The 14,329-nt window shown below is 70.4% G+C and carries 11 protein-coding genes; 4 read left to right on the top strand and 7 right to left on the bottom strand.

Features of this window, described 5'->3' with window-relative positions; translation table 11 throughout:
• Nucleotides 1-12 precede the first annotated feature (12 nt).
• From FHU35_RS04425 to FHU35_RS04410, 4 genes are all read left to right on the top strand, one after another.
• Nucleotides 13-1,365, top strand: a complete 1,353-nt coding sequence (locus tag FHU35_RS04425) for a TrkH family potassium uptake protein (RefSeq protein WP_281290224.1) — start codon at nt 13-15, stop codon at nt 1,363-1,365.
• On the top strand, nt 1,358-2,023 hold the full coding sequence (locus tag FHU35_RS04420) for a potassium channel family protein (protein WP_246110063.1): 666 nt from the start codon (nt 1,358-1,360) through the stop codon (nt 2,021-2,023). The genes FHU35_RS04425 and FHU35_RS04420 overlap by 8 nt, the downstream gene beginning before the upstream one ends.
• A gap of 78 nt (nt 2,024-2,101) precedes the next feature.
• The gene (gene tcuA / locus FHU35_RS04415) at nt 2,102-3,556 is read left to right on the top strand and encodes an FAD-dependent tricarballylate dehydrogenase TcuA (protein ID WP_246110062.1); all 1,455 of its coding nucleotides are present in this window, start codon (nt 2,102-2,104) and stop codon (nt 3,554-3,556) included.
• Nucleotides 3,557-3,586: 30 nt separating this feature from the next.
• On the top strand, nt 3,587-4,228 hold the full coding sequence (locus tag FHU35_RS04410; protein ID WP_222429272.1) for a GntR family transcriptional regulator: 642 nt from the start codon (nt 3,587-3,589) through the stop codon (nt 4,226-4,228).
• A 167-nt stretch (nt 4,229-4,395) separates the two neighbouring features.
• Here the strand turns inward: FHU35_RS04410 and FHU35_RS04405 are convergent, their stop codons facing one another.
• The 7 genes from FHU35_RS04405 to tkt form a co-directional block, all read right to left on the bottom strand.
• A complete protein-coding gene (locus FHU35_RS04405) occupies nt 4,396-5,580 on the bottom strand; it encodes a glycoside hydrolase family 10-like protein (protein ID WP_145737075.1) in 1,185 nt (394 codons plus the stop codon).
• A 136-nt stretch (nt 5,581-5,716) separates the two neighbouring features.
• Nucleotides 5,717-6,466, bottom strand: a complete 750-nt coding sequence (gene pgl, locus FHU35_RS04400) for a 6-phosphogluconolactonase (protein ID WP_145737074.1) — start codon at nt 6,464-6,466, stop codon at nt 5,717-5,719.
• Nucleotides 6,463-7,425 (bottom strand): glucose-6-phosphate dehydrogenase assembly protein OpcA, encoded by a 963-nt coding sequence (opcA, locus tag FHU35_RS04395; RefSeq protein WP_145737073.1) that lies wholly within the window; start codon nt 7,423-7,425, stop codon nt 6,463-6,465. The genes pgl and opcA overlap by 4 nt, the downstream gene beginning before the upstream one ends.
• Nucleotides 7,422-8,954: a glucose-6-phosphate dehydrogenase gene (gene zwf, locus FHU35_RS04390; protein ID WP_145737072.1), complete on the bottom strand. Its 1,533-nt coding sequence runs from the start codon at nt 8,952-8,954 to the stop codon at nt 7,422-7,424. The genes opcA and zwf overlap by 4 nt, the downstream gene beginning before the upstream one ends.
• On the bottom strand, nt 8,951-10,582 hold the full coding sequence (locus FHU35_RS04385; protein WP_145737071.1) for a glucose-6-phosphate isomerase: 1,632 nt from the start codon (nt 10,580-10,582) through the stop codon (nt 8,951-8,953). The genes zwf and FHU35_RS04385 overlap by 4 nt, the downstream gene beginning before the upstream one ends.
• Nucleotides 10,583-10,695: 113 nt before the next feature.
• Nucleotides 10,696-11,802 carry a transaldolase gene (gene tal / locus FHU35_RS04380; RefSeq protein ID WP_145737070.1) on the bottom strand — a complete coding sequence of 369 codons (1,107 nt, stop codon included), beginning with the start codon at nt 11,800-11,802 and terminating at the stop codon, nt 10,696-10,698.
• 14 nt (nt 11,803-11,816) lie between these two features.
• A complete protein-coding gene (gene tkt / locus FHU35_RS04375; protein ID WP_222429271.1) occupies nt 11,817-13,913 on the bottom strand; it encodes a transketolase in 2,097 nt (698 codons plus the stop codon).
• Nucleotides 13,914-14,329: the final 416 nt, after the last annotated feature.

Here is a 14,329-nt window from a genome sequence, read left to right as displayed (position 1 = left end):
GCCGTGAGCGCCATCCCTGCCGTCGAACGCGGGGTCGCCGCGGTCGTGCGGCGTCCGACGGTGCCGATCGTGCTGGGCTTCGCAGCCCTGATCGCGGTCGGCACCGCCCTGCTGATGATGCCGTTCGCGAGCGAGAGCGGTGAGTCCACCGGCGTGCTGGCCGCGCTGTTCACCGCCACCTCCGCCGTCTGCGTGACCGGGCTGATCGTGGTGGACACGCCCGTCTACTTCTCCACCGCCGGAGAAATGATCATCCTCGTGCTGATCCAGCTCGGCGGCCTGGGCATCATGACCGTGGCCTCGCTGCTCAGCCTGGTGATGTTCCGCCGGTTCGGACTGCGGATGCGGCTGACCGCGCAGGCCGAGACCAAGGCGCTCGGGCTCGGCGACGTGCGCCGCACGGTCTTCCGGGTGATCGGCCTCAGCCTGCTGTTCGAGCTGGTCGTGGCGGCGTTGCTGACCGCCCGGCTGATCGTCGGTTACGAGGTGCCGCTGGGGCGGGCGATCTACGAGGGCGTCTTCCACTCCGTCTCGGCGTTCAACAACGCCGGGTTCGCGCTGCGCAGCGACAACCTGATGTCCTTCGCCACCGACCCGTACTTCCTCCTGCCGATCTGCACCGCCGTGATCGCCGGCGGTCTCGGCTTCCCGGTGTGGGTGGAGATCTTCCGGCACCTGCGGGTGTCCCGCCGCTGGACCATGCACGCCAAGGTCACCCTGCTGGCGACCGCGTTGTTGCTGGTCGTGGGCTCGGTCGGGATCACCGCCGCGGAGTGGGCCAACCCCGGCACCCTCGGGCCGATGTCCTGGCCCGGCAAGCTGCTCGCCGGCTTCGCCAGCGGCGTCTTCCCCCGCACCGCCGGGTTCAACGTCCTCGACATCTCGGCCGCGCACCCCGGGACGCTGCTGCTGCAGGACATCCTGATGTTCATCGGCGGCGGCAGCGCGGGCACCGCCGGCGGCATCAAGGTCACCACGTTCGCGCTGCTCGCGTACGTGATCCTCGCCGAGATCCGCGGTGAGCCCACCGTGCACGTGATGGGCAGGCAGCTGCCGGCAGCGGTGCAGCGCCAGGCGCTGACGATCGTGCTGCTCGGCGTAGCGTTCGTGATGCTGACCGTGCTGACCCTGCTGGTGATCACCCCGTTCGGACTGGACCAGGTCCTCTTCGAAGCCGTGTCGGCGTTCGCGACGGTCGGCCTGTCGGCCGGGATCACCGCGCAGCTGCCGCCCTTCGGGCAGGTGCTGCTGGTGCTGCTGATGTTCGTCGGCAGGCTCGGCCCGATCACCCTGGCGTCCGCGCTCGCGCTCCGCGAACGCGTCCGCCGCTACGAACTACCGGAGGAGAGGCCCATCGTTGGCTAAGAACGACGACAACAACCAGGTCGTGGTCGTCGGTCTCGGCCGTTTCGGCAGCTCGCTGGCCGCCGAGCTCGTGCTGCGCGGCTCGGAGGTGCTGGCGCTGGACTCGCGGCCGAACGTGGTGCAGCGCTACGCCGACGAGCTCACCCACACCGCCGTCGCCGACAGCACCGACCCCGAGAGCCTGCGCCAGCTCGGCGTGCACCAGTTCAAGCGGGCCGTGGTCGCCATCGGCACCGAGCTGGAGGCCAGCATCCTCACCACGTCGCTGCTGGCGGACTTCGGCATCCCGCACATCTGGGCCAAGGCCACCAGCCGCCAGCACGGCCGCATCCTGGAGCGCGTCGGCGCGCACCACGTGGTGTTGCCCGAGCACGAGATGGGGGAGCGGGTCGCGCACCTGGTCAACGGCCGGATGCTCGACTACATCGAGCTCGCCGAGCACTACGCGCTGATCAAGACCCACGCGCCCGCCGAGGCCGTCGGCACCACGCTGGGCGAGCTGAAGCTGCGGTCCAAGTACGGCGTCACGGTCGTCGGCATCAAGCGGCCGGGGGAGGACTTCACCTACGCCACGGCCGACACCGCCGTCGGGCAGCAGGACATCCTGATCGTCGCGGGGACCGCCACCCAGGTCGAAGCCTTCGCCGAGCGCACCTGAGCGTCCAGCGCTCCCGGGTCGTTCCGCAACGGCCCTCCAGTCAGTATGCTTCTGTATACAGTCGTGTGCAGGAGGTGCGTGGTGGACTTCGACGTCGTGGTGGTCGGTGGGGGCAACGCGGGGTTCTCGGCGGCGCACTCCGCCGCCGAGCGGGGTGCCCGGGTGTTGCTGCTGGAGAAGGCCCCGGAACCCGAGGCGGGAGGCAACTCCTTCTACACGGCCGGAGCGTTCCGGTTCACCTTCGACGACCTCGACGAGCTCGCCGACCTGCTCGAACCCGATGACCGGCACGCCGACGCGGTCGTGCCCGCCTACCCGGCGAGCGCGTTCCACGCCGACATGGACCGGGTGACCGGCGGGCGCTGCGACCCGGTGCTCACCGAGGTGCTGGTCTCGCGGTCCGCCGACACCGTGCGGTGGCTGGCGGGCAAGGGCGTGACCTGGCGGCTGATGTACGAGCGTCAGGCGTACCTCTCCGGCGGCAAGTGGGTGTTCTCCGGAGGGCTCTGCGCGGGCACCGTCGACGGCGGCAAGGGCCTGATCGCCCAGCACACCGCAGCCGCGCAGCAGGAGGGCGTCGAGATCCGCTACGGCGCGGAGGTCACCGAGCTGCACCTCGACGACCGCGGCGTCACCTACCGGGCCGGGGGAGCCGAGCACCGGGTTTCGGCCGGGGCGATCGTGCTGGCAGCGGGCGGGTTCGAAGCCTCGCCGCAGCGCCGCGCGCGCCACCTCGGCCCCGAGTGGGCCCGAGCCCATGTGCGCGGCACGCCGACCAACACCGGCGACGTGCTCGACCTCGCGCTGGCCGCCGGCGCGGCACCGCACGGCGACTGGAGCACCTGCCACAGCACCGCGTGGGACGCCGACTCCGATCCCGACGGCGGCGACCGGGAGCTGACCAATCAGCTCACCCGGCAGAGCTACCCGATCGGGATCGTGGTCAACACCGCCGGGGAGCGGTTCGTCGACGAGGGCGCCGACTTCCGCAACTACACCTACGCGAAGTACGGCCGGGAGATCCTGCGCCAGCCGGGCGGCCGCGCGTTCCAGCTCTTCGACGCGAAAACCCGCCCGCTGCTGCGGAAGGAGGAGTACGACTCGCACCCGATCGCCGCCGCCCAGGCCGGCACGCTCCCGGAGCTCGCCGAGGCGCTGGGGATCGACCCCGAGCAATTGGCCCGCACCGCGCGGGAGTTCAACGAGTCCATCGTGGACGCCGAGTTCGACCCGGCGGTCAAGGACGGACGTGCCGCGCGGGTCGATCCGCCCAAGTCCCACTGGGCCGTCGCGCTGGACACCCCGCCCTACTACGGGTTCGCCGTCGGCTGCGGCATCACGTTCACCTTCGGCGGAGTGCACGTCGACGCCGCTGCGCGCGTCCTCGACACCGCGGGCTCGCCGATCCCGGGACTGCACGCCTGCGGCGAGATGGTCGGCGGCCTGTTCTCCGGGAACTACCCGGGTGGCACCGGGCTGACCTCCGGCGCGGTGTTCGGCAGGCTCGCCGGAGCGGGTGCCGCAGGCGCCTAAGTATCGTGGGCGTCGACCCAGGTGGATCGAGTGCAGAAGGAGATGGCGGAGCTGTCCGAGGTGTACGAGCGACTGCGCGGCGAGATCGTGGAGGGCACCTTCGACGCCGGCGCCAACCTGGTGGAGCTCGCGCTCGCCGAGCGCTACGGCACCAGTCGCACGCCCATCCGAGAAGCCCTGCGCAGGCTGGAGCAGGACGGGCTCGTCGAGCGCGGCGACCGGGGGATGCGCGTCCGCACCCGCAGTCCCGAGGAGATCCTGGAGATCTACGAGGTCCGCATCGCCCTGGAGGCCACCGCGGCGTCGGCCGCCGCGATCCGCCACACCGACCTCGACCTCATCCGCGTCCGCAAGGCCCAGTCCACCATGGACGCGGTGTCACCCGAGGACCCGACGACGATGATGGCGGCCAACCGCGCGGTCCACGAAGCGATCTGGGCGGCCGGCCACAACGGCACCGTCGTCGACCTGCTGAGCAGGCTCAACAACCACCTGACCCGCTACCCGGCCACCACGCTCGAATCGGCGGGCCGCTGGCAGGAAGCGCTCTCCGAGCACCACGCCCTGATCGAGGCCATCGAATCCCGGGACTCCACTCACGCGGGCGAGCTCGCCCGCGCCCACATGACCAAGGCCCGAGACCTGCGCCTCCAGATCTACCGCGACGAGTGACCCGGAAGTCACACCGCACCAGGTCCCAGTTTTAGTCATAACTGAGCCGACATTTCGGACATGATCATGGCTCGGTTTGGACTAAAACTGGGAACTGCCCGGGAGGGTCGGCGGCGGAAGGTGAAGATCGTGGCGGGGGCGGGTGGCTGTTGTGAGGTGTTGTCCCGTCAGGGCGTGTAGTGGTCCTGGACGACTCTGGCCATGGCGTCCTTGGCGACCGTGGTGAGGGACTTAGCGCTGAAGTAGAGGTCGCCCGCCACGCCCGGCTGGCCCGCGTTGAACGCGAGGTGGCGGGTGAGCTCGGCGGGGTCGGTCCAGTTCGGCTGGCCGACCTTGTAGGCGGCCTGTCCGATGTAGAGCTTCACACCGGTGCCCGCGACGGTCTGCGACCACCACGGGACCACCGCCGCGTAGTCGGCCGCCGGGTGGCCGAACTGCCAGTAGACCTGCGGCGCGATGTAGTCGACCCAGCCCTCGCGGACCCAGCGGCGGGTGTCGGCGAAGATCGACGAGTAGGACTCCATGCCCTTGGTGTCCGAACCCGCCGGGTCGCTGCTGGAGTTCCGCCAGATGCCGAACGGGCTGACTCCGAAGTCTGCGTCGGGCCGGGCAGCGTGCACCTTCTCGTGCAACCCCGAGATCAAGTCGTTGACGTTGTCGCGGCGCCAGTCGTCGATGTTGTCGAACCCCTTGCCGTGCGCGGCGAAAGTCCGCTCGTCCGGGATCGGCTGCCCGTCGGCGGGGTAGGGGTAGAAGTAGTCGTCGAGGTGCACGCCGTCGACGTCGTAGCGCGACACCGCGTCCATGATCGCGGCGGTGGAGAACTCGCGGGCCTGCGGCACGCCCGGGTCGTAGTACAGCTTGCCGTCGTAGGCGAAGGTCCACTCCGGGTGGACCCGGGCCGGGTGCGAGGGCACCAGCGAGTTCGGGTCGTCGGTCATGCTGACCCGGTACGGGTTGAACCAGGCGTGGAACTCCAGGCCGCGCTGGTGGGCTTCGTCGATCAGGAACCGCATCGGGTCGTAGCCGGGATCGCGGCCCTGCTGCCCGGTCAGCCAGTGCGACCACGGTTCCATCGCCGACGGCCAGAACGCGTCCGCCGTGGGCCGGACCTGCACGAACACCGCGTTCATCCGGTTCGCCACGGCCTGGTCCAGCATCGCCCGGTACTCGGAGCGCTGCTGCTCCGCGGACAACCCCTGGCGACTCGGCCAGTCCGTGTTGGCAACGCTGGCGATCCACACGCCGCGCATCTCGGTGCTCGACGGGGCGGCGACCCCGGTCGTGCCCATCAGTCCCAGCAGGACCGCCGCCACACCCATTGCCGTTCCGAGCACGCCGAGCTTGCGCATCGGATCCCCTCCGTCGCGATCACCGATCGCGCCACAGCGTATGGGGCAACTCCGCGCGGTGCACAGGTCATCACCGATCAGGGCGAACGAGAACGCGCCCCCTCCGAGGTGAGGAAGGGGCGCGTTTCGCGGAAGTTCAGCTCAGATTCGCTGCTGCTCCGGTGTCGAGCAACCAGAGCGTGCGTTCGCGGCCGACGGCTCCCGCAGCGGGGATGTCGACCGGATCGGCACCGCCGAGGGCCGCTGCGACCGGCTCGGCCTTGGCCCCACCGGTCGTCATCAGCCAGACCTGGGACGCAGCCCGGATCGCGGGCAGCGTCAACGAGATTCGCGTGGGCGGCGGCTTCGGGCAGTCGTGCACTCCCACGACGGTCCGGGCCTCCTCCCGCACGTACGGCGTGTCCGGGAACAGCGACGCGGTGTGCCCCTCCTCGCCGACGCCCAGCATCAGCACGTCGAAGGCCGGAACCACCGAGCCCGCAGGGGCGAGGGATTCGAGCCGCTCCGCGTAATGCACCGCGGCCGCGTCCGCGTCGGCGCCGAAGCTGCCGTTCGAGGCTGCCATCGGGTGCACCCGCGACGGGTCGACGTCGACGTGGTCCAGCAGCGCCTGCCGGGCCTGCGTCTCGTTGCGCTCGCCGTCGTCGTCGGGCAGGAACCGCTCGTCGCCCCAGAAGATGTCGACCGCGGACCAGTTCACCGCGTCCAGCGCGGGGGAGCGGCGAACCTGCTCCAGCACGCCGATGCCGGTGCGGCCGCCGGTGAGCACCACCGACGCCGAACCGCGAGTGGCCTGGGCGTCGGTGATCGCGGTGATCAACCGGGCGGCCACCGCGGCGGCGAGCACGTCGCCGCCGGAGTGCACCAGCGCCTCGGGACGGCTCACTCGTCCGCCTCCGCCTCGTCGGAGGACTCCTCGTCCTCGCCGCGCACGATGCCCTTGAGACCGCCCAGGGTGATCTCGTAGATCTCGTCGGGGTCGAGGCGGCGCAGCTCTTCGCTGAGGCAGTCCTGAACCTCGCGGCGCTGCAGCGAGAGCCGCCGGTCGGGCTGCCCGGGCTGGGTCAGCGTGCCGACCTTGCCGTCCGGGCGGACGATCTCGACGTTGCCGGAAGGGCGTTCCAGCAGCGCGGAGTAGATGCCGGAACCGGCCCGCGAGCTCTCCAGCCGGCGCACCGGGATCTCCAGGTACGCCGACAGCCAGCCCGCGAGCAGGTCGGTCGACGGCGAGTCGGAGGCGCCGGTGACGGTGGCGGAGGTGACCTGCTCGTGCGGCGGCAGGTCCATCGCCGCGGACAGCATCGCCCGCCAGGACGTCAGACGCGTCCAGGCCAGGTCGGTGTCACCCTCCACGTAGGACTTGAGCCGCTTCTGCAGCGCCTCGATCGGGTCCGCCTCGGCCGCCGCGTCGGTGATGCGGCGGTGCGACAGCGCGCCCAGCGGGTCCTTGGCGGGGAACTCCGGCGCATCGGTCGGCCACCACGTCACCACCGGGGCGTCCGGCAGCAGCAGCGGCACGACCGAACCCGCGCCCTCGTCGGCCAGCGGGCCGTAGAGGCGCAGCACGATGACCTCGGAAGCACCGGCGTCGCCGCCGACGCGGATCTGCGCGTCCAGCCGCGGAGCCGCCTGGCGGGCACCGCTGGCCACCACGATCACGCGGCACGGGTGCTCCCGGCTCGCGTCGTTGGCGGCCTGGATCGCCTTCTCCACCTCCGTGCCGTCGCCGGTGGCGATCACCAGCGTGAGCACCCGGCCGAGCGCCACCGCGCCACCGGACTCGCGCAGCTCCACCAGCTTCTTGTTGACCTGCGAGGTGGTTGTCGACGGAAGGTCGATGATCACGGTCGCCTCCAGACGCGTCCGGTGCGGGCCAGCATCTCGTCCGCGGAGGACGGACCCCAGGTCCCGGCCTTGTACTGCTCGGGCTTGCCGTGCGACTCCCAGTGGTCCAGCACCGGGTCGAGGATGTTCCAGGACAGCTCGACCTCTTCGTTCACCGGGAACAGCGAGGGCTCGCCCAGCAGCACGTCCAGGATCAGCCGCTCGTAGGCCTCGGGGGAGGACTCGGTGAAGGCGTGGCCGTAGCCGAAGTCCATCGTGACGTCCCGGACCTCCATCGAGGTGCCCGGTACCTTCGCGCCGAAGCGCATCGTCACGCCTTCATCCGGCTGAACCCGGATCACCAGGGCGTTCTGCCCCAGCTCCTCCGTCATGGTCGAGTCGAACGGCAGGTGCGGGGCGCGCTTGAAGACCACCGCGATCTCGGTGACCCGGCGGCCCAGCCGCTTGCCCGAGCGCAGGTAGAACGGCACGCCCGCCCAGCGGCGGCTCTCCACCTCGAGGGTGATCGCCGCGTAGGTCTCGGTGATCGAGTCGGAAGCGAAGCCGCCCTCCTCGTGCAGACCGGGCACCAGCGAACCGCCCTGCCAGCCGCCGGTGTACTGACCGCGCGCGGTGGTCTCGTCGAAGGGCCCGACCGGCTTGGTCGCCGAGAGCACCTTGATCTTCTCCGCGCGCAGGTCGTCCGGCGAGAAGGAGACCGGCTCCTCCATCGCGGTGAGCGCCATCAGCTGCAGCAGGTGGTTCTGGATGACGTCCCTGGCCGCGCCGATGCCGTCGTAGTACCCGGCACGACCGCCCAAGCCGATGTCCTCGGCCATGGTGATCTGCACGTGGTCGACGTAGTGCGCGTTCCAGATCGGCTCGAACAGCTGGTTGGCGAAGCGCAGCGCCAGGATGTTCTGCACCGTCTCCTTGCCGAGGTAGTGGTCGATGCGGAACACCGACTCCTCGGGGAAGACGTCGTTGACGATCCGGTTGAGCTCCTTGGCGCTCTCCGAGTCGTGCCCGAACGGCTTCTCGATGACCACCCGGCGCCAGCTGCCGTCGGTCGGGTCGGTCAACCCGGACCGCGAGAGCTGCTTGAGCACCGTGGGGAACGCCGACGGCGGCACCGAGAGGTAGAACGCGTGGTTCCCGCCGGTTCCCCGGTCGGCGTCGAGCTCCTTGACGGTCTCGGCGAGCTTGTCGAACGCCTCGTCGTCGTCGAAGGAACCCGGCACGAACCGGATGCCCTCCGCCAGCCGGTCCCAGACCACCTGGTGGAACGGGGTGCGCGCGTTCTCCTTGACCGCCTCGTAGACGACCTGCATGAAGTCCTGGTCGGCCCAGTCGCGGCGGGCGAACCCGGTCAGCGCGAAGCCCGGCGGCAGCAGACCGCGGTTGGCCAGGTCGTAGATCGCCGGCATCAGCTTCTTGCGGGAGAGGTCACCCGTGACGCCGAAGATCGTCAGACCGCAGGGCCCGGCGATCCGCGGGAGCCGCTTGTCCCGGGGATCCCGCAGCGGGTTGGTCCATTCGCTGCTGTTCACGCTTGTCCTCCCGGTTGGAGGTTCTGCACGGCCTTGACGAGCTCGACGAGCCCGGCCGCGCGATCGGTGAGGTGCAGGCGGAGCACCGGACGACCGTGGTCGGCCAGCACCTGCCCGTCGCCCAGCGCCTGGGCGCGCTGCAGACCGGCCAGCGTGTACGGCCGCTCCGGCACCTCCAGGTCACCTTCGGAGTCGCCGGTGATCTGCAGGAACACGCCGTTCTGGTGGCCGCCCTTGTGGTACTGGCCGGTGGAGTGCAGGAACCGCGGACCCCAGCCGAAGGTGGTCTGCAGCCCGGTGCGCCGGGCCAGCTCGGTGCGCAGCACGGCCGCGGAGGCGTCGTCGAGGCGGTCCAGGTAGGCCTGGATCGCCAGGTACCCGGAGGCCGGAGCGGTGGCCAGGAACGCGCGCAGCGCCTCGGTCACGTTGCCGACGCCCGCGGAGGCCCAATCCCCTGACGGGTGCACCTCGACGGAGCCGTCGACGACCGCCGGAGTAACCGCGGGGCCGCCTGCGGGGCCGTCCAGCAGCGCGCGGGTCGCCTTCTTCGCCGCCTCCACGTCGGGCTGGTCGAACGGGTTGATGCCCAGCACCCGCCCGGCGATCGCGGTGGCGAACTCCCACAGCAGCATCTGCCCGCCCAGCGGGCCGCTGGTGCTGATCTTGGCGGTGTCGATGCCGGGCCCGATGGCCACGGTGGTGGCGTCGGCGCCCGCGTCGGTGAACCCCGGGGCGTCGGGGCTCTCCACGACCACCGGCAGCACGCCGGTGCTGTTCTTGCCGGTGGACTCGGCGATCAGCTGCTCCACCCAGTCACCGAAGCCGGCGATGCCGGAGCCGGTGTCGGCGAAGACGAGCTTCTCGGCCCCGCCGTCGTGCGCCGCGCCGATCGCGGCGGCGAGCTGCAGCGCGGGGTTCGAGGAGGAGTCCTGGCCGAGCGCCTGGAACGCGGTCGAGGCGTCGTCGAGCAGCCCGGCGATGTCCGCGCCCGCCAGGCCTGCCGGGACGAGGCCGAAGGCGGTCAGCGCCGAGTAGCGGCCGCCCACGTTCGGGTCAGCGGTGAAGACCTTGCGGTACCCGGCCTCGCGGGCCGAGGTCTCCATCGGGGAACCGGGGTCGGTGACCACGATGATGCGGGTCACAGGATCGATTCCGTTTTGCGAGAAGGCCTTCTCGAAGATCCGGCGGTGCGAGTCGGTCTCCACGGTGGTGCCCGACTTGGAGGAGACGACCAGCACGGTCCGGTCCAGATCACCGGCCAGCGCGTCGGCGACCTGGCTGGGGTCGGTGGTGTCGAGCACGGTCAGCGGGACACCGGCGGTACCGGTGATCACCTCGGGCGCGAGCGAGGAGCCGCCCATGCCCGCCAGCACGACGCGGTCCAGCCCGTCGGCGTGCAGCTCGGCCCGCAGCGCGTCGATCTCGGCGAGCAGCGGCCGGGAGCTCTCGGCGAGCGTCGTCCAGGAGAGGCGGATGGAGGCCTCGGGCTCGGCGTCGGTGCCCCACAGCGTGGCGTCCTGGGCGGCGAGCTTGCCGGCAACCGCGTCGGCGGTCAGCCGCTCGACCAGGGGGCGAGCCTCGGCCGCCAGCGCCGTGTCGGCAATTTCGACAGAAACATCGGTTGCCATGAAGATCCTTCAGGGCTCGAAAGAATGTTGAGTTCGTAGGTGATTCTCGCCGATCCGGGCCGGTGCGACATGCTGCCGCACCGGCCCGGATCAACGCACGCGCGTGGCGTTGCTTACTTGGCCTGCTCGAGCTGCTCGGCGACGGTGTCGAGCAGTTCGGTCCAGGACTTCTCGAACTTGTCGACGCCGTCGGTCTCCAGGTGCTTGAAGACGTCGTCGAGGTCGATGCCGGCCGCGGCGAGGTCGTCGAAGACCTGCTGCGACTCGGCGGCCTTGCCCGAGACCAGGTCGCCGCGCACGTCGGCGTGGTCGGCGGTGGCCTGCAGCGTCGATTCCGGCATGGTGTTGACCGTGTTCGGCGCGGCGAGCTCGTCGACGTAGCGGGTGTCGGAGTAGGACTTGTCCTTCACCCCGGTCGAGGCCCACAGCGGGCGCTGCGCCCGAGCGCCCTCGGCCTTCAGCGCGTTCCAGCGGTCGGTGGCGAACACGCGCTCGTAGGCGGCGTAGGCCAGCCGTGCGTTGGCGATCGCGGCCTTGCCGCGCAGCGGGTGGCCCTCCTGCATCGCGTCCAGCCGCTTGTCGATCTCGGTGTCCACGCGGGAGACGAAGAACGACGCCACCGACTCGATGCTCGCCAGGTCGTGGCCGTTGGCCTTGGCCAGCTCCAAGCCCGCCAGGAACGCGTCCATGACCTGCTCGTAGCGCTCCACCGAGAAGATCAGCGTCACGTTCACGCTGATGCCCTCGCCGATCACCTTGGTGATCGCCGGCAGACCGGCCAGCGTGGCCGGGATCTTGACCATCAGGTTCGGGCGGTCCACGGCCTTCCACAGATCGATGGCCTCGGCCACCGTCTTGTCGGTGTCGTGGGCCAGGCGCGGGTCGACCTCCAACGACACCCGGCCGTCCACACCACCGGTCTGCTCGTAGACGTTGCGGAACACGTCCGCGGCGTCCCGAACGTCGCTGGTGGTGATCTCGCGGATCGTGTCGTCGACGCTCGCGCCGCGTGCCGCCAGCTCCGCGACCTTCTCCGAGTAGTCGGCGGCGTTGGACAGCGCGTTGGCGAAGATCGTCGGGTTGCTCGTGACCCCGACGACGGCCTGCTCGGTGATCAGCTGGGCGAGGTTGCCCGAGCTGATGCGCTGGCGGGACAGGTCGTCCAGCCAGATCGATACCCCGGCCTCGGTGAGGGCCTTGAGGTTCGCGTTGGTCGTCACAGTGATTCCTCCGCTCACGCCTTCTTGGCGTTGCTCAGGCTGCGTCGAGCAGCTGCGACAACGGCTTCGGTGGTGATGCCGAACTGCTCGTAAAGGGTCTTGTAGTCGGCCGAAGCGCCGAAGTGCTCCAGCGAGACCGACTCACCGGCGTCCTTGACGAACCGGTACCACGGCATGGCGATGCCGGCCTCGACGGAGACGCGGGCCTTCACCGAGCTCGGCAGCACCGACTCGCGGTAGGCCTCGTCCTGGGCGTCGAACCACTCGACGCACGGGAACGAGACGACGCGGGTCGCCACGCCCTCGGACTCGAGGGCCGTGCGGGCCTCGACGGCCAGCTGGACCTCGGAACCGGTGGCCATCAGGATCAGCTCCGGGTTGCCGTTGGCGGCGTCGGCCAGGACGTAACCGCCCTTGGCGACACCCTCGGCGGACACGCCCTCCAGCGTCGGGACGCCCTGGCGGGTCAGCGCCAGGCCGGCCGGTCCGGTCGGGTTCTCCAGGACCGTCTTCCACGCGGCGGCGGTCTCGTTGGCGTCCGCCGGGCGGACCACCGAGAAGCCGGGGATCGCGCGCAGCGACGCGACGTGCTCGATCGGCTGGTGCGTGGGGCCGTCCTCGCCCAGGCCGATGGAGTCGTGCGTCCACACGAAGATCGACGGGACCTTCATCAGTGCCGCCAGGCGGACCGCCGGGCGCATGTAGTCGCTGAACACCAGGAAGGTGCCGCCGTAGGGGCGGGTGCCGCCGTGCAGCGCGATGCCGTTGACGATCGCGCCCATGGCGTGCTCGCGGATGCCGAAGTGCAGCGTCCGGCCGTAGGGGTTGGCCGACCACGCGTCGGTGGAGATCGTCTCCGGGCCGAACGAGGGCTGGCCCTTCATGCTGGTGTTGTTGCTCTCGGCGAGGTCGGCGGAACCGCCCCAGAGCTCGGGCAGCACGTCGGCCAGCGCGTTGAGGACCTCACCGGAGGCCTTGCGGGTGGCGACGCCCTTGCCGTCGGCCTCCCAGCTCGGCAGCTTCTCCTGCCAGCCGGTCGGCAGTTCGCGGGTGGCCAGCCGGTCGAGCAGCGCCTTGCGCTCCGGGTTGGCCGAAGCCCACTTGTCGAAGGCGACCTGCCACTCGGCGTGGGCCTGCTTGCCGCGGGTGATGATGTCGCGGGCGTGGGTGAGGACCTCGTCGCTGACCTCGAAGGACTGCTCGGGGTCGAAGCCGAGTGCCTTTTTGACCTCGGCGACCTCGTCGCCGCCGAGGGCGGCGCCGTGGGCCTTGCCGCTGTTCATCTTGGTGGGCGCGGGGTAGCCGATGACGGTGCGCAGCACGATCAGGGTCGGGCGCGTGGTCTCGGCCTTGGCCGACTCGATGGCCTCCAGGAGGCCCTGGACGTCTTCGCCGCCGTGGACGGTGAGGACCTGCCAGCCGTAGGACTCGTAGCGCTTGGCGGTGTCCTCGGTCAGGGCGATGCCGGTGTTGTCCTCGATGGAGATCTCGTTGGCGTCGTAGAGGACGGTGAGGTTGCCCAGCTGCTGCACGCCGGCCAGCGAGGAGGCCTCGGAGGTGACGCCCTCTTCGATGTCGCCGTCGGAGGCGATCACGTAGATGTGGTGGTCGAACGGGCTCTCACCCGGGGCGGCCTCGGGGTCGAACAGGCCGCGTTCGCGGCGGGCGGCCATGGCCATGCCGACGGCGGTCGACAGTCCCTGTCCGAGCGGGCCGGTGGTGGTCTCCACGCCCTTGGTGTGGCCGTACTCGGGGTGGCCGGGGGTCAGCGAGCCCCACTTGCGCAGCTGCTTGAGGTCGTTGAGTTCCAGGCCGTAGCCGGACAGGAACAGCTGCACGTACAGGGTCAGGCTGGAGTGCCCGGCCGAGAGCACGAAGCGGTCGCGGCCGATCCATTCGGGGTCGGTGGGGTCGTGGCGCATGACGCGCTGGAACAGGGCGTAGGCGGCGGGCGCGAGGCTCATCGCGGTGCCCGGGTGGCCGCTGCCGCAGTTCTCCACCGCGTCGGCGGCGAGCACGCGTGCGGTGTCCACAGCGCGCTGATCCAACTCGGTCCAGTCGTTGGGCAGTCGCTTGGTCGTCAAGCGGGCAAGGTCGTCGGTGACGGACACGGACGCAGCTCCAGTTTTCCTTCGGCGGTATTTCCCTCAACGCGGCGAACGGTCCACTGGACCGATTCGAACCGCAGTTATCCCTCGTCCGTCGGGCAGCCTAGTCGCTCCCGATCAGGCGCCCGGCGGCCCGTTTGAGAAACGGTGTCGTCCCCCTGCTGAACCAGCCTCGACCTGCGAGAACCGTTCCTTCGCACGGTGGGGGAGCCGGCGATTCGTCGACCAGCGTGCACCAGAACCGGTCTTCGCGCTGGTGAACCGCCGTAAACGCGGCTATCGCCGAACGGTTCCAGTTTAGCCCCACTACCGTGTGAACAGGCACACTCGCACCCGCGCGGGACGGGGTTCTGTAGCGCGACTACTATTGCTTAACGGTTCGGTTCCGTTCTTCTCCGGGACCAGCGGGAGTGCGATCA

This window comes from Saccharopolyspora dendranthemae (genome assembly GCF_007829955.1).
GTDB classification, from domain to species: Bacteria; Actinomycetota; Actinomycetes; order Mycobacteriales; family Pseudonocardiaceae; genus Saccharopolyspora; species Saccharopolyspora dendranthemae.
This window is presented reverse-complemented; position numbering and strand designations above follow the sequence as displayed.